A 20,603-nucleotide genomic window follows, 5' to 3' on the forward strand; every position below is an offset into this window, starting at 1 on the left:
GTAAACGTGGGTACAATCGGCCACGTTGACCACGGTAAAACTACCCTAACTGCAGCTATCACTACAGTTCTTTCTAAAACTTACGGCGGTTCTGCTCAGGCTTTCGATCAAATCGATAACGCGCCTGAAGAGAAAGCTCGTGGTATCACCATTTCTACTTCACACGTAGAATATGACACTCCTACTCGTCACTACGCGCACGTAGACTGCCCAGGACACGCTGATTACGTTAAAAACATGATCACTGGTGCTGCTCAGATGGACGGTGGTATCCTAGTAGTAGCTGCGACTGATGGCCCTATGCCACAGACTCGTGAGCACATCCTACTTGGTCGTCAGGTTGGTATTCCTTACATCATCGTATTCATGAACAAGTGTGACATGGTTGATGATGAAGAACTTCTAGAGCTAGTAGAAATGGAAGTTCGTGAACTTCTTAACGAATACGAATTCCCAGGTGATGACCTACCAGTTATCCAAGGTTCAGCGCTTAAAGCGCTTGAAGGCGACCCAGAGTGGGAAAAGAAAATTCTTGAGCTTGGTGAAGCGCTTGATTCATACATCCCAGAGCCAGAGCGTGCAATCGACAAGCCGTTCATCCTTCCAATCGAAGACGTATTCTCAATCTCAGGCCGTGGTACTGTTGTAACTGGTCGTGTTGAGCAAGGTATCGTTAAAGTTGGTGAAGAAGTAGAAATCGTAGGTATCAAAGATACGACTAAGACGACTTGTACTGGTGTTGAGATGTTCCGTAAGCTTCTTGACGAAGGCCGTGCGGGTGAGAACGTTGGTGTTCTTCTACGTGGTACTAAGCGTGATGAAGTTGAACGTGGTCAAGTACTAGCTAAGCCTGGTTCAATCACGCCACACGTTAACTTCGAAGCAGAAGTATACGTACTATCTAAAGATGAAGGTGGCCGTCATACTCCATTCTTCAAAGGCTACCGTCCACAGTTCTACTTCCGTACAACTGACGTAACTGGTGCTGTAGAGCTTCCAGAAGGCGTAGAAATGGTAATGCCTGGTGACAACCTTAAATTCAAAGTTGAGCTAATTGCTCCGATCGCGATGGAAGAAGGTCTTCGTTTCGCAATCCGTGAAGGTGGTCGTACAGTAGGTGCTGGTGTTGTATCTAAGATCCTAGACTAATCTAGACTTAGCAACACAAGCCAAAAAAGCGCACTTAGGTGCGCTTTTTTTATGCCTGCGATTTTTAGGTCGGGAGTGAAGCCCCATCAAAAACACGCCGTGAAGCCATCCATGGCGGCTTCGCAGCAGCGTCCCTGCTGCTGAGAGTTTTTGATGGGGCTTTACTCCCTCCTTGCTTGGCATAGCAAAAAGCTTGGGGAGGAAGGGAGTAATACGCCGTGAGCACATTTCACCTTTTATGTAAAAGCTCCGACACCGCATACGTGCGGCGTCTGGATTCAGAGGGCAAACACTCACTCTATCGTTAAACGGCATAACAAGAAGTTTGGTGGGGAGAAGAAGTTACACGCCGCGGACCCACCCGAACTTTTTTATTAGCGGCTTCGCAACTGCTTCCATGCAGCTGAGAGTTCTAGAGTGAACAAGCGCCCCCTTTTTAATCTATCGAGCCCTTACGGAGAGGAAGAAACGCACCATATAGTCATTCTTGGCGGCACCAATCAGTGGCCCTACTGAGATCAGCTTTTGATGGGGCTTCCCCCTTGTAATCGGCATAAAAAAGCTAGGCAAATGCCTAGCTTTAGTCTTAACGCGGCCGAGCCAAGAGAGAACTACATTTGCTCTATTTTGTAACCTTTAGCTTCTAATAGGGCGATTACGCTGTCATCGCCAACTAGGTGGCCCGCGCCCACTAAAACAAACTCCTGGTCTTCATCGCCGAACATAGCTTCGATTTTAGGTAACCAATTTTGGTTACGTTTGGTGAAAACATCATCATAAGAGGTAGGAGATTCACGTTTGAATGTATCTACCACCAATTCATCAATTTGCCCAGTGTCACCCTCTCTCCATGCTTTTATGGTGCTTTTAAGCATGTCTTTTAGCTCTGGTAAGGTTTCCAAGGTTTCAGATATAAGGCGGTCTTCTTCACCCGCACCCATATTAGCTAGCATGTTGATTTGAAAATCTAGTGACTCTAAGTATTCGCTTGTTTTACCGTCACGTGCAGCTAACTGCATAAAATAGGCATCTACACCTTGGCCTGCTAATTGAGAACGCTGCGCTTCCATGGCCACTAGCATAGAGGCAACCATGCCGGGCTTGAATCGCGCGAGTTGGTCAGCACTTGCACCAAAATTACTGAGATAAGTATTTAGCGCTTGATAGGTTTCGTCTGAAATTACGTCCTTTAATGTCTTGCCCTCAGCATACGCTAATCCAGCCATCATCTTTTGTTGACCTTCAATATCTGTGGGATCTGGCATTTTCACTTCAAACACTAACGTATCGGCTTTTTCATAGGTGTCCGTAAATTTGCTAGGAAGCGGAAATTCAGAGACAGGCAAAATGTGGATTGTACCTCCCACATAAACAGTATCTTCGCCGTTGCTCACTTTCCAAACGGAAGTTTTGTCGTCAGCACCGTTAGAGACAAAAGAGGTGGTTACAGAGCAGAAAGTCAAACCTAATGTTAGTGCAAGTTTGCGTACAGAAAAATTTTTCATCTTAATCCCTAATGTGTTTTACTCAGCAAAAGTTGTTTATGTGTTGCAGCATCCTTTCATTTACTTTTTGAATATTCCTGCGACGACACGTGGCTAGCATAGCAGACTAAAACCCCGTTGTGCCCTGTACTTTCTCTCAGAAAGTAGCGATAGTTGCTAGAGATCACGAAAGCATTTGAATAAAAAGGAATTCAAGCAACACTAACGTTAAGTAAGCTGCTCTTTTATCTTGAGCACATTGCTGTTCAAGCATGCAAGGCCGCTTACGTTTTTTCGCGAAAAACGAAACAATAGATAAGGCAAATTAAATGTTTATTGCGCTAACTTGCACTCACTGCAATGGTCACCGAATCTACTGATATGACAACGCGTACTCCCACATTACCTAAAGCTGCCAGTGATGCTCTAGTGAAAGGCATTGCCAACTTCCCCACGTTGACAAAAGATGAGGTTATCGCGGCCACACCTGCTACAAATGAAGAATGGCGAAGCTATAGTCAGGCAAGAAATGCCGAACAGAAAAAGAAAGTAAAGAAAATGAAGAAAGAGCTTGAGGTAGGTGTCGAGCTCTTGAGGCTAGGACAAGTCGTCGTGAGAAAGCTTACGCCTAATGTAATTAGCCCTGAATTTGAAAACAAAGCCTATATAGATGTCCACGGCGGGGCTTTCGTATTGTTCGGCGGGTTACCTAGTATTGAAGAAGGTTTGCTTGTGGCAAGTCGTTTGGGAATCGTAGTGTATAGCGTTGATTATAGAATGCCGCCGACTTTTCCTTCACCTGCAGCCCTTAACGACGTCACGTCTGTCTATAACACACTGTTAGAGGAAATAGGCGCGCAGAATATTTTAGTAGGTGGGACGTCTGCAGGAGGTGGCCTGGTGCTATCACTGGTGCAGACTCTGATTCAAAGGAATATCCCTCTGCCGAAGGCCATTTATGTAGGTACGCCGTGGGCCGACCTCACGAATACCAGCGATAGCCTGGTCACCAACGAATGTGTTGATAATGTGCTGGTAACTTATGAAGGTCAGTTAAAAGCGGCTGCGCATTTATATGCGAGAAACAAGTTGCTCTCTGACCCTTCAGTATCCCCAATCTACGGTTCTTTTGCCCACTTCCCACCAACGTATTTAGTAAGCGGAACGAGAGACATGTTTTTAAGCGATACAGTAAGAGTTAATCGCGCCATTAGAGACAGCGGAGGACTTACACAGTTAGAGCTGTTTGAAGGCCTATCTCACGCAGAATATTTAATTTTTTACAAAACGCCAGAATCTGAAACTACTTATCGCTTAATGAAGAGGTTTTTTCTTTCAAACCTGTAAGGAGAAAATACGCATACCGGCCGATATGCGTATGAAAAAAGGACCTTATCGTACTCGCTAGGAGCCAAAAGCTACGGCCAATATCGTAACAATGGCACCGAGCCCGGCAATTTTAAGTCCATTTTTGTACATAGGTAGTTTGGGAATAAACATAAGAAAGGCGGATATAACAAAAAACAACAAACCTAAACCAAAGCTTATATTCAGCCAGAAGAGAGGGCTGTTGTTGGTTGCCTTATGTAGCTTCACCATTTTGGCGAGTACAAGGGGATAATCCTTTTTGGTGATGGTGGCCTCGCCCGAATTCTTATCGTACTGGCCCACGTTTAGCACGACTACGTCTGCATTTTCATCCGTAACTTTGCTCCCTCTTATTTTAAGAAGAGGCAGAAGATCCACACCTGAAAGATTTGATTCAAATTGACGCGTTTCTGTTTGCTCGTATTTTAAAATATCGGTAGGGCGGAATATCAGAAGAATTCCGCTTAGCGCATAGACTCCCATAATACCCGCGAGAAAAAAGCCAAGCCAGCGGTGATACTTACGAAAAGCCATGTGAAATTTTGGAGATGCCATATTTTTATCTATCTATTTAAAAGTTGCGTATTTATAAACGAGAATGAATCTTATTTAAAGGCTTATTGCGAGAAACAATCATGTATGTCGGATGAAAAGATTATATTTTAGATATTTAAGGTAAAACGTTTTTTGGCCATTCCTAGAAGTGGTATGAAGAGTGTTAAAAAGTTGTGTCTAGATTAGACTTTAGTCTTACAATGCAACTTTAGAGCAATAACAAATGATTTAATTAGGTATTGCACCTTTTGATAAAACCAAAATAACGACAGTAGGATTTTAACATGCAGTCTATTGCCATCGTAATACTGGGCATCATAGGAATGTTGTTCGGTTGGTTCGTATATTCTAAATTCATAGCGAGCCGTATATTCCAGTTGGATGATAGCTTTACAACGCCTGCGCATACGATGCGAGATGGTGTGGATTTCGTCCCTACCAACAAAGTGGTTTTATGGGGGCATCATTTCACGTCGGTAGCCGGTGCGGCACCCATCGTCGGCCCTGCAATCGCCGTTTATTGGGGGTGGGTACCTGCCGTACTTTGGGTTGTATTTGGTACGATTTTGTTTGCCGGTGTTCACGATATGGGAGCGCTGTGGGCAAGTGCCCGTCATAAGGGTAAATCAATGGGAGCGCTGTCAGAAAGCGTAATTGGGAAACGTTCCCGAGCACTTTTCATGATTGTGATCTTCCTCGTTCTGTTAATGGTAAACGCTGTATTCGGTGTTGTAATCGCCAACTCTTTTGTTTCTCAGCCAAATGCCGTTTTTCCTGCATGGACTGCGATAGCAGTAGCACTCATCATTGGACAACTACTTAAGCGAAACTTCAGCCTTATCCCCTTGTGTATCGTGGGTATAATCGTGTTATACGCATCGGTGTACGCAGGTAGTTACATTCCACTTAGTTTGCCAGAAACCATGTTCGGCCTAGCGGATAAAGCTAATTGGATAATCATTCTCTTTATTTATGCGGCTATAGCATCCCTTCTTCCCGTTTGGATGTTGCTGCAACCTCGAGACTTCATTAATGGCATGCAGTTACTGGTGGGGCTCTTTTTGCTTTATGGTGCGGTGTTCTTCGCCATGCCAGATATTACTGCGCCCGCACTTAATACACAGACAGCAGTAGATTCACCGAGTTTGATTCCGTTGTTATTTGTAACTATTGCCTGTGGCGCTGTATCAGGCTTTCACGGCATTGTGTCTTCGGGCACTAGCTCTAAGCAGTTAGATAAAGAAACTGACGCGCGCTTCGTAGGTTATCTTGGCGCCGTAGGAGAAGGATCACTGGCGCTTATCACTATTGTAGCCGTAAGTGGCGTTGCGTTTGCAGCCTCACCAGAAGAATGGCATGAGGTCTATAGCCACTTGGGCGCGGGTAGCGTAGGCGCGTTTATTACAGGTGGAGCGAATCTTATCCAGCAAGGCTGGGGCTTACCTGTTGATTTTTCGTCAACAATTCTTGCCGTGATGGTTGTTCTTTTTGCGGGCACAACAATGGATTCCGGTGTACGCCTTCAGCGCTACATTATTCAGGAATGGGGCGACATCTACTCTATCAAAGCATTAAAAAGTGGCTTAGTAGCAACTTTAGTTGCGGTTGGTTGTTGCTTATTATTGGCCTTCGGTGCAGGTGGCGCATCGGGCAGTGGTGGAATGATTATATGGCCATTGTTTGGTTCAACCAATCAGATCCTAGCAAGTCTTACACTTCTGGTTATCTCAGTAATGCTGATCAAGCTCGGCAGGCCGGCAAAATACACCTTAATTCCTATGGTATTTGTTCTGATAATGGCTTTCTTCGCAGGGCTGATAAAATTAAAAGAATACTATGTTGAGGGAAATTACTTATTGGTGTTCTTAGATGCCGTGGTGCTCGTTGTATCTGTACTTGTTATGTTAGAGGCGTTTTCGGTGGTCTCTAAACTAAGAAAAGAGAAGCAGAGCAACTAAAACGTGACGCAAAGGTTTTTCATGGTTGACCTCGTAGTCTAAAAAGCACACTCACGAGATAGTCAACATTCGGCCAGTACATTTGTACTGGCCATTTTTCTTTCCTGGTAATCATTACAATCAATTTTGTCGATTTTCTGTCACACTACACATCTGGTATCATGAATACGTTTTCAATATTGTTATTTGTGCTTCGAACATAATTCTAATGCCAAATAACTAGCGAGGCTGTGTGTCAGATATTATTTTACTTGCTCAAAATTTCTTAGCGCTCTTCGTCGAGTCTGCACCTTGGTTGCTGCTAGGCCTTCTCGTAGCAGGCATCATGCACGAATTAGTCCCTGTGACTTTTTTAGAAAAGCACATGGGAAGCGCTTCGTTTGGTTCAATTAGTAAAGCAGCAATTATTGGCGCCCCGTTGCCGCTATGTTCTTGTGGGGTGATTCCAGCCGCTCTTGGTTTACGCCGCAGTGGTGCATCTAAGTCTTCAACTATTTCATTTCTTGTTTCTACGCCAGAAACCGGCGTGGACAGTGTTTCTGTGTCTTATGCGCTGCTAGGTCCGCTTTACGCCATTGTAAGACCTATTGCGGCAATATTTAGTGCAATCTATGCCGGCTTAATGGTTCGTTTTTTCGCAGAGCCGGATTCTCATATTAATAAGAAAGATCAGGTTGACCGTTCTCAGTCGTCGTGCTGCTCGTCAAAAGTAACGCCAGAACCAGTGGCGAAAACTTCCTGCTGCGCCAGTGAGCATTCGCATGATCATGACGGCGCAGATATGACCTCACAGACGGATAATGTTCAGTCTTCCAAAGTAACTAAAGTGTTCGCTTACGCCAGCGGTAAATTACTAGAAGACATTGTGGTTTGGTTATTGATTGGCTTAGCGTTGGCCGCCGCCATTAAAACCTGGGTTCCCACAGATTTCCTTACGCAGTGGGGAGATGGCATTATTGCTATGCTAGTTATGGCGCTAATTGGCATCCCTATGTATATATGTGCAACTGCGTCTACGCCTTTAGCCGTTGGCTTCCTTGCAGCAGGTCTATCACCAGGCGCCGTATTGGTCTTTTTAATGGCAGGGCCGGCGACGAACGTATCGACGATGGGAATGATTAAACAAGAAATGGGCGCGAGAACTCTAGTGCTTTATTTATTTAGTGTGATTTCCGCAAGTATCGGATTTGGCTATGCGCTCAACTACTTGGTCTCATCTTTTTCATTGGCGTCTATGATAAAAACCGATAGCCATGTTCACGAACACGGTGCCAACGTTCAGGTGATTTATGCACTCTGCGCGCTTTTGTTAGCTGGTTTGATGTTGAGACTTGGCTTTAAAAAGCTGAAAAACTATCGTCAAACCCAGACGCAGCAATCGGCGTGCTGCGGTTAGGTTATATCTTTCATTCTTTCTTATATTTTGCATGAGCGCTTTTGTTGTGAATAGAGCGCTTGTATATCCTGTTCTATTATCCATAATAGTCGCTCACTTTATTAAAAATAAACGCGTATAACCCTACAAGGACGCTTGGAATAACGACATGCTTTTACTTATTGTGTACGTCTTGATCGCATTGGGCTTTTCTTTTTTGTGCTCTATTGCCGAGGCTGTGATTCTAAGTGTTTCATCTGCTTACATTTCAGTGTTGGAAAAAGAGGGTAAGCCCAGTGGCGCTTTGCTTCGAAAGCAAACCGACAACATTAATACACCGCTATCAGCCATACTTACGTTAAATACAATTGCGCACACCATGGGCGCTGCTGGTGCAGGTGCGCAGGCCGCTGCAGTGTTCGGTGATGCCTACTTGGGCATTATTTCCGCCGTACTTACCTTACTTATTCTTATTTTTTCAGAAATTATTCCCAAAACACTTGGTGCGACCTATTGGCGTGCCCTTGCGCCAGTTACGGCGTATTTTTTGAAGTATCTTTCAATTATCCTTATGCCATTCGTGAAAATGTCAGAATTGATGACCAAGGGATTTAAAGAAGATAGCCCGCTTCGGGGTTTAAGCCGCAGTGAATTACACGCGATGGCAGAGCTATCTGGTCAGGAAGGCCAGTTGGCAAATCATGAAGCCGTATTCCTACAAAGCTTGTTGAGCCTGCATGAGTTAAAAGTAAAAGATGCAATCACTCATCGCACCGCCCTTTTCAAAGTGAGTGAGACGATGACGGTGGAAGAGTTTTTTCACAAGCATGCCAACATTGAGTTTTCCCGCATACCAATATTTGAAGACCAAGACTCAGAAAATATCACTGGGTTTGTTATGCGTTCAGACTTGTTGGTGGCCCAAGCGAGAGGGAACACAGATAAACCACTTTCTGAATATGCGAAAGATATGGTCACTGTACTTAATACAATGCCCTTATCTGTAACCTTTGAACACTTTATTAATAAGCATGTACACATGCTTTTGGTGGTTGATGAATATGGCGGTTTAGAAGGGGTGCTTACCCTTGAGGACCTGCTTGAGCGTTTGTTGGGTGTGGATATTATTGATGAAAAAGATACCACGGTAAGTATGCGCCGCTTGGCAAAAATGATGACAAAGCGTAAAGAGCAGATGATGATAAAAAATGTGCCTGATGCGTCACTTGAAAATTCCGCGAAGAAAAAATAGTCTAATACCAATCCGCATAGATAAGTACCCACTCAGCGAGAGTTAAACTGTTCGTAATCGCGGCGTGTTACCGAAGGTATAATGGCTAAAGCAGGCAAAAACCTCTGCAATTATTAAGGATGATAGATATGAGTCGAGTTATATGGAAAAAAGTTGTCAGTACTGGATGTTCACGTAAACAGGCTACTAAGCGAAACTCGTTGACGTTAGCCGCCTTTCTCTCTTTGGGCGTGGTTGGAAGTGCAGTAGCTCAAGAGCTCAGCATTCCCTGTGATGAAGTGGAAGAAAAAGCGCTCGCCGAAGCCAAAGATGATGAAGTGAAGCGTATAAGTGCATTTACGCCTGCGGCTCCACTGGAACGTGTCGATCCTAAATACCCCTCTTCAGCAGCCAGAAAAGGTCGTGAAGGCTGGGTAAGGTTGAGCTACGTCATAGATGAACAAGGCAGAGTAAAAGACCCTGTTGTAGAAGATTTCTTCGGAAGTCCCTCTTTCAAAAAAAGTGCACTATCAGCCGTCAAAAAGTGGCAGTATAGCCCGGCAATTAAGGATGGCGAACCTACTCAGCAATGTCATCAGGCTGTTCAAATGGACTTTGCCATGGTCGGAAAAAGTGGTGCCACGCGTAAATTCATCAAAGCTTATAAAAACGTAGACAACATATTTAAGGCGGGCGATCTTGAAGCGGCTGATGAAGCATTTAAAGAACTTGAAAGTTGGGATACGCTCAACCGCTATGAAAACGCGTGGTTGCTTAACTTAGAGTCGCAGCTTGCAAATGAGCAAGGTGATATTGAAAGGGAAGCACGAAGCCTTACTCGATTACTTGCCAGCAACGGACAAAAGCGTTTCAACAATGCGGTCTTCGATGAAGACTATATTGCTTATGTGCTACAAAGAAAAATCCTTCTTGATGCCCAGCGCGGTTATTATGCAGAAGCTTTAAAGTCATATGATCGACTTCAAGAAATGGATGAGCAGGAAACACGCAAAGCAGAAATTGCCCCAATCATTGATAAAATTAACGCGTCCATTGCGTCTGATATTAACTTACAAGTGCCGGTGAGCATGGATGATAATGGACGCTGGTTCCACACGCTTGTAAGAAATAAGTTTGCTTTTAACAACGTTCAAGGCGAGCTTGATACCGTTGAAGTGCGCTGTGATACTCATAGAGAAAAATTCACTGTTGCTGAGGATCATATTTGGCATATTCCGCAAAGCTGGGGGCAATGCCAGGTTGTGGTTAAAGGTGACAGCGACACAACCTTCGATTTAGTTGAGGTTGCTAAAGGGTAAACCAACAGTAAGGTGTTTACAGGGTTAGTGTTAGCGCTAGCTGAAAAAGCTGCTCAGTAAATTTTGCGCCATCTTGAAAGGGTCGCAAGTTTTCCTGTTTACCAGAGTTAACTTGCCATTCTGCGGCTATTGAAAGTGACGGGGTAATGCCTTTTCGTGCTCCAATTGTAAAAGCGCTACCTTTGCTCCCATTTGGGTCAAAAATAGTATCGTCATTATCGGTTACCCGATACCAATCAGCACGTACCGCAAGGGTTAGATCGCCTAAGCCCACAGCCGTCATATTATACGCCGCCGCAACAAAAGCACTCTGAAAATCATTATCCACGACGTCCTCGCCCATAAGGGTGTCGCCAACGAGTATTTGTGAAAATAGAGTGAGTTCACGTTGGGGTAAATAGCGCAGCGTGATGGAATGAAAGCGCGTATGCCATGCGTAGATGCGGTCAGGGTCTATAGCGTTTGAATCGGCATTGTTATCGTAATAGTAATAACGCATTTCAGCGCTACGTTTGTACGCTATATGCGCCCCAACATAATAGCCCAAACGACCATCTACCTCTCTAAATGGCTCAGTCCAGGCAGGTGCATTCAACGTATCCTCGTCAACGACCCCAGGGATAGGAAGGAAGTTTATCCTATCGTTATAAAGAGACTGCCTATCGTGAAGGGCAAATCCGCGCCAAGAAAGAAGCGAGCTAATGGTGTCGTTGCCTTTATACACACTGCCCAATACTTTCCACGACCAGTTACTTCCTACTTGGCGGCCGCTTTGCCTTAAACTAAATTCAATTCCGCCGATTCTAAGCTCCTCACCTATCCAGCTATTTATTGCTGAATTGGTTAAAAAGTGCGGCGATAACCAGCCAAAATCGGTGTTTTCAGCAGAAATAGCGGGGTAAAACGCGCCTAGCTTTACTTCAGGTTTTATTGAAGCTGCCGTGAGAGGACGATATTTTAGATAAAGCTGGGAAAAGCTAATTCGCTTTTCACCATCGCTGTAGGCGTTAAAAACCCCTGTGAACGATACGCTGTCAGTGACTAGATTCTCTGTCGACAGTAAAGCGTGAGCTAGATGAATACCGTCATCATTAAAACGCTGGTGGTTAGAGCCAAACGCTTGAAAATTTGTATTGTCTTCCTGAGATGAGAAAACGCCCCGTACTAAAAATCTAGTGTTCGCTTTAGATGAAAGGCTTACCGTAACTAAGCAAAATGCGAACGCAATCATTAAAGTCAGCGATCCACATTTCATTAATAGTCGCCAAAACCAAAGTCAAAATCGTCATCAGATTCAATGGTTGCCGTTAGCTTCCATTGCTTGCTCGTATCTGATGAAACAGATACAGAGCGGGTGCTAAAAGCTTGCTCACCGTCTACCTGAGGATGCCAGAAACTTACCTGGTATTCGCCTACCGGCAGCACAATATCAGTTTGTCCTTGCTCATTCGTTTTTCCGAAGTAAGGAGAGTCGGAAACAACGATATAGCCCAACATCCAGTCATGAATATTGCACCCTATGTCGACTATACCGGCTTTTTCAAAGCGCAGTGGCTGTGCGGTAAATTCCTTGTAGAGTTTTAACTCGAACTGCTTAGTAGGAGAAAAAGAATAGACGTGATGAAATAAATTATCCGCATTGGGAAAAGTCACTTCAGTGCCTGCGGGTACGACCAACACATGCGGCACAAATTGTTTATCTACCTGATTCATTATTGCCGGCTGGTAGGAAGGCATTTGGCTCTGATTTAACTCGAACTGCGGCGTGAATAAAAACACACCGTCCTTAACCAGATTTGCACTTTCATCTTCCAAAGATATTGAGAAGGTTACCATCTGGTCTTTCTCACCTACCGCAATACCCGAATAGGCAATGAGAAAGAAGGCGCTTAAAAGTAGTTTATTTGTCATCTAATTACCAACGAGGTTAGCTGCATTTGGAAATGCTTTGGGTAAATCTAGGATAGACCTACTAACATACAACTATGTTACACCATTGGTATAAGACCTGCCGTATCTCTCTTTAATTTCACCTTCGACGAGTGTAAATGAACATTAGCTATGCGGATTGGTATAAGGACAGTGAACCGCTACTAAACTTGTGCAAACTGCCTAATTAGATTGTGATAAACGTGGTGTAATCCATCTAGCTGTTCCCGCTCAGCATTGCCGGTATTGATCAGTGACTGAATACTTTGATCAAGCTGAAAAAGCGTTTCTCGCATGTGCTGATCGCTCACCATGCTCTGTATCCAAGTGATAGCCGCCATGCGCTCTCCTTTGGTCACGGGTGTAACTTTATGCAGGCTCGATGAGGGATATAGGATTGCACTACCGGCGTCGCACTTAATTTTTTGCTCGCCGAATTCTGTTTGAATAACTAATTCCCCGCCTTCATAGTCCTCTTTGGGCGTTAAGAAAACGGTCATCGACATATCGCTTCTCAGTACATCTGGCGTGTTAGGAATACGCATAATGGCAGCGTCCACATGATACCCATAGGTCTGGGACTCGCTGTAGCGATTAAAGCAAGGTGGGAAAATACGTTGAGGTAGCGCGCCTGAAATAACTTTAGGGTTATTGCCCAGCTTACTCAGTAGCGCGTTAGCAAGTTGCTGAACGCGAGCATCCTGAGCGTCTGCCTGACCGTTATTTTTGACACCGGCAGCCATTCCCATTGCCGTATTTTTGCCATCTATAAAGGGAACCTTCGCCAACTGCTGACGAAACTGAGCCACTTCACTTTCTGTCAATAAGTCATCAATAATTATCATGTTTTTCAGCGCTTTTTAGAGAGTTATTTGAAATAAAAGACCTAGGCGGTTGGCCACCTAGGTCGTGTTAGCATTAAAATTCGTAGCTAACGGTGCCCGTAATGTTGCGGCCATCACCAATATACATGAAGGCGCCAGAACGGTAGGCTGCCGTCCAGTATTCTTCGTCAAATAGGTTTCCGATGTTAACACGGAACGTCAGCGACTCTGAGTGGTAGTAATTAGCGAACAGGTTCACTACTTGATAATCAGGTACCACAATTGAGTACTCGCCAGTTTCAGCACTGTAGCCAGCGGCTGTATCAGGTTGACCGCCGTACATTTCTGACTGATAGCTATAGTCTCCACCAAAGGCAAACTTATCGTTAGGCTGATAGCGCATTTGAATGTAGAAGCTTTCGTCTGCGAAGTTACTTAGCGCTAGGCCAAGATTGTCTTCACTGTATGATTTGAGAACTTCCGAATCCATAAAAGCAGCGGAAGCTTGAATGCTAAGTTTATCGGTAATATCACCGCTTAAGCCAAACTCAATACCTTCTACGCGGTTTTCACCGGTGTTTAATGTACCAAGCGTTGAGTAAGCGTCGCCTACACTCTCGTGTACATCGCTTTTAGTAATGCGGAATAGCGCAGCATTCGCTACAAGTTTTTCATTAAACAGAGACCATTTGGTGCCAAGTTCGATGTTTTCTACTTGCTCAGGGTCAGCTTGTGAGGCTTGTTCTGGCGTACCACAAATGCCGCCATAACCACAGTTAGCACCAAGATCTGATTCACCGCCGTTTATGTTTGTTGCGGTGCTATAGGAAGCGTAGATGTTACCGTTTTCGGTCACATCGTAAACTAACCCTAAATGACCATTGTAGAGTTCATCTGAGAACTCATAAAGGTCGCTAGAAGTTTGGTTGCTATAGTCATAGCTATCTACACGAAGACCGGCAAAGACATTAAAGTTATCGGTCAGCTCAAAGGTATCCATAACGTATAGCGAGTAAGTTTCAATATCAAATAGCGCATCTACGTCGCCACGGGTGAAGGCTTTGCCCATCAACGAACTAATGTTATCAACTTCATTGCCACTGCCATCTAATAGACAGTAACTTTCAGATACACCGCGACGACCGCTGGTTAAGCAGTTTGATGGATTGGTATAGTCCATATTGAACACGCCGTTGTCTACCGACTCATCTGTGTACTCAAAGCCGAACACAAAACGGTGATCAAGGCCTGCAAAAGCCGTATCCCAGAAAAGGTTAAACTGGGTAGTTACATAGTCAACTTCCTGCCAACCTTGGTGGTTGCTTAAAGATAACGTGTAAGCACCTGGTGCAGTAGGGTCGGTTGCGTCACGGTTAGTGCCGCGCATGCCCGTAGTAATGTACTCGTTCTCTGTTTTACCTACACGGGTTGCGTTATAAAAACGCACGTTGTCACTGATGTCGTACTCAGTACGCAAAGTGAATGTGGTAACTTCTGAGTTTTGAAAGTCTTCATCCTGCGCGTATACGGGTATATCTTCCAGTGGATAACCGGCGTCTCTGTCGTAGTAGCTACCCAAATCAGGAATATCTTCAGCGTTTAAGTAGTAAATGTCGCCTGTAAATGACAAGCGGTCGGTAGGTTGATTCACATAGGAAAGCTGAACCCCTTCACGATCACGCTCTATACCTTCACGGCCAGGCTTATCTTCTGACGAATAAAGCCCGTTTAAGCGCACAGCGCTGGTTTCAGTAAGGGTTTTGTTTAAATCGACAGTTAAGCGCGTGTGCTCATCGGTACCCACTGCCGCATCAACGCGACCAAAGTTATACGCTGTAGATGCTTTTTTGGTAATTGAGTTAACCGCACCACCTGAAGAGCCACGCCCTGCAAACGTTGAACTTGGGCCCTTCGTAATTTCAACACGCTCGGTTGCGAAGCTTTCGCGAGTTGTCATACCTGGGTCGCGAAGTCCATCAACGAAAACGTCGCTGCGTGCTTCGTGGCCGCGAATAATGTAGCGGTCACCAAAAGCATTACCATTCTCACCGGTACCCAACGTTACACCTGCTTGTGCTTGTAGGATGTCTTTAAGGTCTGTTCTGCCACTTTCTTGAATTTGGTCTTGGGTAAGAACACTAATGGTTTGTGGTGTGTCTACCAAATCAGCCAGACGACGAGGATCACCAGACTTGTTGTAGCGATATATTGACTGCTGAACCCCATGAATTTTAATCAGCTCGATGGCTTCGTCAGATACTGCTTTGCATTCTGCTGAGCTGGCATCGGTGCACTTTTCTACGTCTTCCTGTGCCATAACTGCGCCACCGCCAAAGGCAAGCGCTGCGGCAATGGTTTGCGCACCCATTGTTAATTTAGTGTTTTTCATCATTTTTCCCTTGAGTGTGTGTAAGGACGACGAAGTCTATGTAATTATTTTAACAATGTAAATATAAATGATAATTATTATCATTAGTAAAATGTAAAAGGAGTTTTAAGCAGTGTTTAAATAGAAGTTTTCTAATGTTCTTTTCGTTACTCAGATTGCGTAGGCTAGGAGGTTAAACCTGTTGGGCAATAGTCTGTAGACAGTGTGTAGTTGAGTAATTTGGAAGGTACGGTTTTATATCTACTGGTTTTTGAAATACCCGCTATCCAGGCAGAGCAGTTGTGTCATTAAGAAACGGCATAGCGTAATCTAATTATATATTGCAGTAGCTTTGCGGTTTTCAGGTATTGATATTAAAGAGGAAAATCAATCTTAACAATTACTCCTGTTTCATCCTCTCTGTCATACAAGGAAAGGTGACCCTTATGGAAGGTGGCAATCATGTTTGCGATGTAAAGCCCTAATCCAAGATGAGGAGAGTGTGCGCCATGTTGCACATCGTTCTCTTTTCTTACTGAAACCATAGATTGGGTGAGCTGATTTTTCATGCCTTTTGGTAAAAGCGGGCCTGGGTTACTTACAGTAAGTACAGCGTGCTTGTCCCTCTTTTCAAGAGCGATGAGTATTTCATCGCTGTCTTGGCTGAAATCTACTGCATTTGAGATAACTTTATCAAAGAGTTGAGCAACAAGTTCAGCAGAGCCGTACACCATCATAGAATTATATGTTGTTGCAAACTTCCACTGACGCTGTGCATAGGCATGCCTGTAGCCATCAACACAGCCCTTTATCACTTCAACAATGTTGAAGCTTGCCATCTCTTCCTGCGCGATGGCTTGTTCTAATCGCGTCGCCTCACTCATGCTATTCAAAATACTGCTCAAACGATTCACACCCGACTGGGCCCGTTCTACAAACACCGCCTGCTGGTCAGCATCGCTCACGTGAGTCAGCATATCCAGTGACGATTTTACTACCGCGATAGGCGTTCTTAGTTCGTGAGATAAGCGGGACGCCATGTTTTCCAGATAGGAGTTGTACTGTTGCAACCGCGAAAGAACATCAGCAAACGAACGGGACAAGTCACCAATTTCGTCACGTTGATTCGATATCGGCATAGTGCCAATGATTTTCCCATTGTCATCGATGACGGCCTCAGTATTGTCGCGAAGGGAGCGAATGCGGTTTGAGATTCGCGTAGCGAATAATAAGAGCCCTAATGTGCCTATGGTCATGACCGCCAAAATAACATGAAATAGCTGCTCTAGTGCCCGGTTTCGCAGGGTGCGAATACCATTCGTCGTTTGCTCTACAATAACCGCTCCCATCACATTTCCTTCAATAAATATGGGGTAGGCTGCAGAAAGAATTATGGCTTTGTTATCGGGGGATAAACGCCAGAGTGAATCGGGTTGTCCGTTAAGTGCGGTCCCTAAATCCTGTCCAGCGAGTGCGTAAGCATCGTCTAGTTCATCAACAAAATCTGACGGTGGTCTCGTTAGAATTTGATAATAAATAGGTAGTAACCACTCACTTTCTATCCAATGCCAAATTGAATTTAATGGTGCTTCTTTCTCGTCTACTTTAATTCCCGTTGCAGACTGGATGTCGCCTGCTCGAGCAAGTACTCGTTTGTGTTTGTCCACAACCCACACCCGCGAGTCGGCATATTTAAGCCCTGCCAATATGCGCTCAATTTCAGGTGATGGCGTTATAACAGTACCGAGCTCAGAGAGTTGATTGGTATTCGCTGTGCCAATGGCATATTGTTTTAATCGGCTTACCGTATCGTCAACATCTACAATAGAAAACGCTAACCCGCCGGTGGTCATTGATAAAGGAAAACGCAGTTCAATGTTGTAGCCAGTGGCGGTTTCCTGCCACCGTCCCTGAATCGACAGCGCGTTTTCTATTGCTCTTATTGTTGCAGTGTTGTCCGAAAGTTTGTAAGCATTTACCCAGCCACTTTCATAGGGAGCAACCACGTATCTTGCTAACTCACCCTGAGGAGTTTCCAGGCCTATGAGCAAGTGGTCGCCTGTTTCAACACTTAAACTGTTAGGCTGTCGCCACAGCAACACGTCGTCATTAACTTCAAACATGGCATACAGAAATTGTCCATAGCGTCCCACCATATGCTTAAACGATAAACTTGTTGGCTCGCCCTTATATGCATTGTAATACTCAATAACCTCGTCACTACCATACTCACTCATCAACTCACCGACTTGCTGCCAGTCGTTGAGTTCTCCATCAAGTCGAATAGGGGATGGAATGGGAGGCGCGTAAAGGTCAGTGCCAGGGCGTACGTCTTGAAGATAAGCTGATTGGCTGTCAAATAGGGCTGGGCGCTCATGAAGTGCGGTGGCAACAGCTCGGGCAGTCCCTATCATGGTTTGCTCTTGACCATTTCGCAGGTACTGTTCAAGTTCCCAGACGTAGTTATAACCCAAGTAGGGAATAGTGAATAGGAACAGCGACAGCACCATAAGCTGAAGGCGGATAGAAAAGCGAAATCCCATGGTCTTAGACGGTTGCCTTTGTTGTGCTAAGTTTAATTTTGTCTTCGCGTAAGCTATTTAAAGCTGCCAGCGATACCCCATGCCGTAAACTGTGTCTATATGATCGAAGTTTGAGTCGAGCTGCACAAACTTCTTACGCATACGCTTAATGTGAGAAGTAATCGTTGTGTCATCAACCACCATTCTAGACTCATCCATGAGCTGTTGACGACTCTTCACATGACCTGGGCGCTTGATTAGCGCATGTAACATCCAAAATTCGGTAACTGTGAGTAAGACGGGTTGGTTTTGCCAACTTACGGTCATTCTCGACACGTCTACTTTCAAGTCTCCTACTTTTAACTCATCTTTTTGGTCAGTAGGTGCTGCGAGTAAGTCTGTGCGCCTAAATAGAGCAGCAATACGCGCTAACAAGTGGGCCATACTTATATCTTTAGTCAGGTAGTCGTCAGCACCCATTCGAAGGCCACTGATAGTGTCTACGTCATTATCCCGCGCGGTGAAAAAGATAATAGGAAGGGTTTGTGACAAGCCTCTTAGCTGCTGACACAACATAAAGCCTCCTTCTATTTCATCTTTTAAACCAATATCAATAATGGCTAGGTCGGGTAGGGTGTGGTTAAACGCTTCGGCAGCAGACGGCCTATCTTCAAAAGCATTTACGCTATAGCCCTGCGCTTTAAGCGCCATGATGTAATTTTCGCGAATGGCCGCGTCGTCTTCCACTAATGCAATTGTCTTTGGCATACATTAATCCGCAAATATAAATCTTATAGAGTGCACACTATACCTATGAATGAAACCTATTGCCTAAGTTCGACATAAAATCCATAAGCCTGCCTCAATTACGCCATAATTGAGACGCGTAAAGTGTCACCTTCACCCGCATAATACCTTTGAACCTGGCTATTACACCGCTTAATGGGGCCAAATACAGGCGGCGAGGATATGGTGGAAGCATCACAACATTTCCATAATTGCGTACTTTTTCTGCCATGAATATCGCGTTTAATGATGGGGTGCTGTTTAACGATATACCTCTGAAAAGTGTGATATTCGAAACAGACGAATGTACTGGGAACATTTTAACTCTCGCTGAGTGGGTAATTATCTATGCGGACTAGTATTTTTTGTATGTTGCATAAACAGTACCGTAGAAGCGGTAAGGCTGAACTTCTACGTTAAAAAGCTACCCTTTGCGCTGCGTGCTTCCCCAACGGTACGCAGCGCTTTTTTATGGCGGATAGAAGGTGTTTTAGGGCTTAGAATCTAAACGCGCCCTAGTCTATCGCCTTCAACGCTTCGCTTTTCAATCTGACAAGCAGACTTGAAAATGGTGTTTTCGCTATTACCTTGTGGAATAGCAGAACTCGATTCAACAGAACTGCTTTAAACAACCACTAAACGCGAGTGTATTCATTTAATAGCATGAACTAGGTTACACTTCGTTAGTTGATTTCTAAATCTCTCTAAAGTTGGTTAGGGCGTGCTGACCTTTGGTGCACATCAAAGGTCAACACGTCTTAGTGGACACACTCTCACTACGGGCAAATCATGAAAGCGTTGGACATTACAGGGTTAACCAAAACCTACAAAGGTGGCGTACAGGCACTAAAAGGCGTCGATCTTACGGTACAAGAAGGGGACTTTTTTGCTTTACTGGGTCCCAATGGGGCGGGTAAATCAACCACTATTGGTATTATCAGTTCTCTTGTAAATCAAACCAACGGCAGCGTTTCCGTGTTCGGGTACGATTTAACAACGCAGAAAGAGCAAGCGAAAGCATGTATTGGTTTGGTACCACAAGAATTTAACTTCAATCAATTTGAAACGGTACTGCAAATTGTACTGAATCAAGCGGGTTATTATGGCGTGCCGCGCAGTGTGGCCAAAGAGCGTGCTAAGAAGTACCTAGCCCAGTTAGATTTGTGGGAAAAGCGGGACGCACGGGCCCGCGAATTATCTGGCGGTATGAAGCGCCGTCTTATGATCGCTCGGGCGTTAATGCATGAACCGAAACTGCTTATTCTTGATGAGCCAACGGCTGGCGTAGATATTGAAATTCGTCGCTCAATGTGGGGGTTCTTAGAAGAGATTAACCGTCAAGGGATCACTATTATTCTCACCACGCACTATCTTGAAGAAGCGGAGATGCTGTGTCGCAACATCGCAATTATCAATAAGGGTACGATTGTAGAGAACACCAGTATGAAGGCGCTATTATCGAAGCTAAATGTAGAAACCTTCGTGCTTGATATCAAACTACCGGAAAACGCAGTAGAGAACGACATGTTGCTCACTGGCTTCGAGCATCGCCTTATTGATGATCATACGCTTGAAGTCGATGTTGAAAAAACCGAAGGCCTAAACCCAGTATTTACGCAATTAAGCGAAAAGGGAATACAGGTCATGAGTATGCGCAATAAATCAAATCGCCTTGAAGAGTTGTTCGTACGTTTAGTTGAATCGGCCAAGCAGGCTGGCTAAGCGAATAACGGGG

The 20,603-nt window shown here is 44.7% G+C and carries 15 protein-coding genes; 7 read left to right on the forward strand and 8 right to left on the reverse strand.

What is annotated here, in order from left to right:
• The coding region (gene tuf / locus C6Y39_RS15500; protein ID WP_105930447.1) for an elongation factor Tu at positions 1-1,149 on the forward strand (1,149 nt) is incomplete at its 5' end.
• 611 nt (positions 1,150-1,760) lie between these two features.
• Here the strand turns inward: tuf and C6Y39_RS15505 are convergent.
• On the reverse strand, positions 1,761-2,654 hold the full coding sequence (locus tag C6Y39_RS15505; protein ID WP_105932154.1) for a TraB/GumN family protein: 894 nt from the start codon (positions 2,652-2,654) through the stop codon (positions 1,761-1,763).
• Between the two features lie 360 nt (positions 2,655-3,014).
• Here C6Y39_RS15505 and C6Y39_RS15510 point away from each other — a divergent pair, with 360 nt between their 5' ends.
• Entirely contained in the window at positions 3,015-3,980 is a 966-nt protein-coding gene (locus C6Y39_RS15510) for an alpha/beta hydrolase fold domain-containing protein (protein ID WP_105932254.1), read from the forward strand.
• Between the two features lie 57 nt (positions 3,981-4,037).
• On the opposite strand, the gene C6Y39_RS15515 is transcribed toward C6Y39_RS15510, so the two are convergent.
• Positions 4,038-4,556: a hypothetical protein gene (locus C6Y39_RS15515; protein WP_105932155.1), complete on the reverse strand. Its 519-nt coding sequence runs from the start codon at positions 4,554-4,556 to the stop codon at positions 4,038-4,040.
• Positions 4,557-4,840: 284 nt separating this feature from the next.
• Between C6Y39_RS15515 and C6Y39_RS15520 the strand changes: the two genes are divergently transcribed.
• The 4 genes from C6Y39_RS15520 (at position 4,841) to C6Y39_RS15535 (ending at position 10,439) form a co-directional block, all read left to right on the forward strand.
• Positions 4,841-6,514: a carbon starvation CstA family protein gene (locus C6Y39_RS15520; protein WP_105932156.1), complete on the forward strand. Its 1,674-nt coding sequence runs from the start codon at positions 4,841-4,843 to the stop codon at positions 6,512-6,514.
• A 232-nt stretch (positions 6,515-6,746) separates the two neighbouring features.
• Positions 6,747-7,910, forward strand: a complete 1,164-nt coding sequence (locus C6Y39_RS15525; RefSeq protein ID WP_105932157.1) for an SO_0444 family Cu/Zn efflux transporter — start codon at positions 6,747-6,749, stop codon at positions 7,908-7,910.
• 148 nt (positions 7,911-8,058) lie between these two features.
• On the forward strand, positions 8,059-9,141 hold the full coding sequence (locus tag C6Y39_RS15530; protein ID WP_105932158.1) for a CNNM domain-containing protein: 1,083 nt from the start codon (positions 8,059-8,061) through the stop codon (positions 9,139-9,141).
• A 128-nt stretch (positions 9,142-9,269) separates the two neighbouring features.
• On the forward strand, positions 9,270-10,439 hold the full coding sequence (locus tag C6Y39_RS15535; protein WP_105932159.1) for an energy transducer TonB: 1,170 nt from the start codon (positions 9,270-9,272) through the stop codon (positions 10,437-10,439).
• Positions 10,440-10,455: 16 nt separating this feature from the next.
• Here the strand turns inward: C6Y39_RS15535 and C6Y39_RS15540 are convergent, their stop codons facing one another.
• The 6 genes from C6Y39_RS15540 to pdsR all read right to left on the reverse strand — a co-directional run bounded on the left by C6Y39_RS15540 (position 10,456) and on the right by pdsR (position 18,850).
• Positions 10,456-11,670 carry a hypothetical protein gene (locus tag C6Y39_RS15540; protein ID WP_105932160.1) on the reverse strand — a complete coding sequence of 405 codons (1,215 nt, stop codon included), beginning with the start codon at positions 11,668-11,670 and terminating at the stop codon, positions 10,456-10,458.
• Positions 11,671-11,693: 23 nt separating this feature from the next.
• Positions 11,694-12,350, reverse strand: coding sequence for a methylamine utilization protein (locus C6Y39_RS15545; RefSeq protein ID WP_105932161.1), 657 nt, complete (start codon positions 12,348-12,350; stop codon positions 11,694-11,696).
• Positions 12,351-12,532: 182 nt separating this feature from the next.
• Complete coding sequence (locus C6Y39_RS15550) at positions 12,533-13,213, reverse strand: Fe2+-dependent dioxygenase (RefSeq protein WP_105932162.1); 681 nt, start codon at positions 13,211-13,213, stop codon at positions 12,533-12,535.
• 73 nt (positions 13,214-13,286) lie between these two features.
• Positions 13,287-15,581 (reverse strand): TonB-dependent receptor, encoded by a 2,295-nt coding sequence (locus C6Y39_RS15555; RefSeq protein WP_105932163.1) that lies wholly within the window; start codon positions 15,579-15,581, stop codon positions 13,287-13,289.
• Positions 15,582-15,934: 353 nt separating this feature from the next.
• A complete protein-coding gene (pdsS, locus tag C6Y39_RS15560) occupies positions 15,935-18,103 on the reverse strand; it encodes a proteobacterial dedicated sortase system histidine kinase (protein ID WP_105932164.1) in 2,169 nt (722 codons plus the stop codon).
• Positions 18,104-18,160: 57 nt separating this feature from the next.
• Positions 18,161-18,850, reverse strand: a complete 690-nt coding sequence (pdsR, locus tag C6Y39_RS15565; protein ID WP_105932165.1) for a proteobacterial dedicated sortase system response regulator — start codon at positions 18,848-18,850, stop codon at positions 18,161-18,163.
• Positions 18,851-19,657: 807 nt separating this feature from the next.
• On the opposite strand from pdsR, the gene C6Y39_RS15570 reads away from it, so the two are divergent.
• Positions 19,658-20,590, forward strand: coding sequence for an ABC transporter ATP-binding protein (locus C6Y39_RS15570; RefSeq protein ID WP_105932166.1), 933 nt, complete (start codon positions 19,658-19,660; stop codon positions 20,588-20,590).
• Positions 20,591-20,603 lie beyond the last annotated feature (13 nt).

It is taken from the genome of Alteromonas gracilis (assembly GCF_002993325.1).
Taxonomy (GTDB): Bacteria; Pseudomonadota; Gammaproteobacteria; order Enterobacterales; family Alteromonadaceae; genus Alteromonas; species Alteromonas gracilis.

What these genes read in the sequence shown, in the direction of transcription:
- pdsS (WP_105932164.1), bottom strand. Translation starts at nt 18,103, where the DNA reads ATGGGATTTCGCTTTTCTATCCGCCTTCAGCTTATGGTGCTGTCGCTG.
- C6Y39_RS15520 (WP_105932156.1), top strand. Translation starts at nt 4,841, where the DNA reads ATGCAGTCTATTGCCATCGTAATACTGGGCATCATAGGAATGTTGTTC.
- C6Y39_RS15545 (WP_105932161.1), bottom strand. Translation starts at nt 12,350, where the DNA reads ATGACAAATAAACTACTTTTAAGCGCCTTCTTTCTCATTGCCTATTCG.
- C6Y39_RS15570 (WP_105932166.1), top strand. Translation starts at nt 19,658, where the DNA reads ATGAAAGCGTTGGACATTACAGGGTTAACCAAAACCTACAAAGGTGGC.
- C6Y39_RS15505 (WP_105932154.1), bottom strand. Translation starts at nt 2,654, where the DNA reads ATGAAAAATTTTTCTGTACGCAAACTTGCACTAACATTAGGTTTGACT.
- C6Y39_RS15555 (WP_105932163.1), bottom strand. Translation starts at nt 15,581, where the DNA reads ATGAAAAACACTAAATTAACAATGGGTGCGCAAACCATTGCCGCAGCG.
- C6Y39_RS15530 (WP_105932158.1), top strand. Translation starts at nt 8,059, where the DNA reads ATGCTTTTACTTATTGTGTACGTCTTGATCGCATTGGGCTTTTCTTTT.
- C6Y39_RS15540 (WP_105932160.1), bottom strand. Translation starts at nt 11,670, where the DNA reads ATGATTGCGTTCGCATTTTGCTTAGTTACGGTAAGCCTTTCATCTAAA.
- pdsR (WP_105932165.1), bottom strand. Translation starts at nt 18,850, where the DNA reads ATGCCAAAGACAATTGCATTAGTGGAAGACGACGCGGCCATTCGCGAA.
- C6Y39_RS15550 (WP_105932162.1), bottom strand. Translation starts at nt 13,213, where the DNA reads ATGATAATTATTGATGACTTATTGACAGAAAGTGAAGTGGCTCAGTTT.
- C6Y39_RS15510 (WP_105932254.1), top strand. Translation starts at nt 3,015, where the DNA reads ATGACAACGCGTACTCCCACATTACCTAAAGCTGCCAGTGATGCTCTA.
- C6Y39_RS15535 (WP_105932159.1), top strand. Translation starts at nt 9,270, where the DNA reads ATGAGTCGAGTTATATGGAAAAAAGTTGTCAGTACTGGATGTTCACGT.
- C6Y39_RS15515 (WP_105932155.1), bottom strand. Translation starts at nt 4,556, where the DNA reads ATGGCATCTCCAAAATTTCACATGGCTTTTCGTAAGTATCACCGCTGG.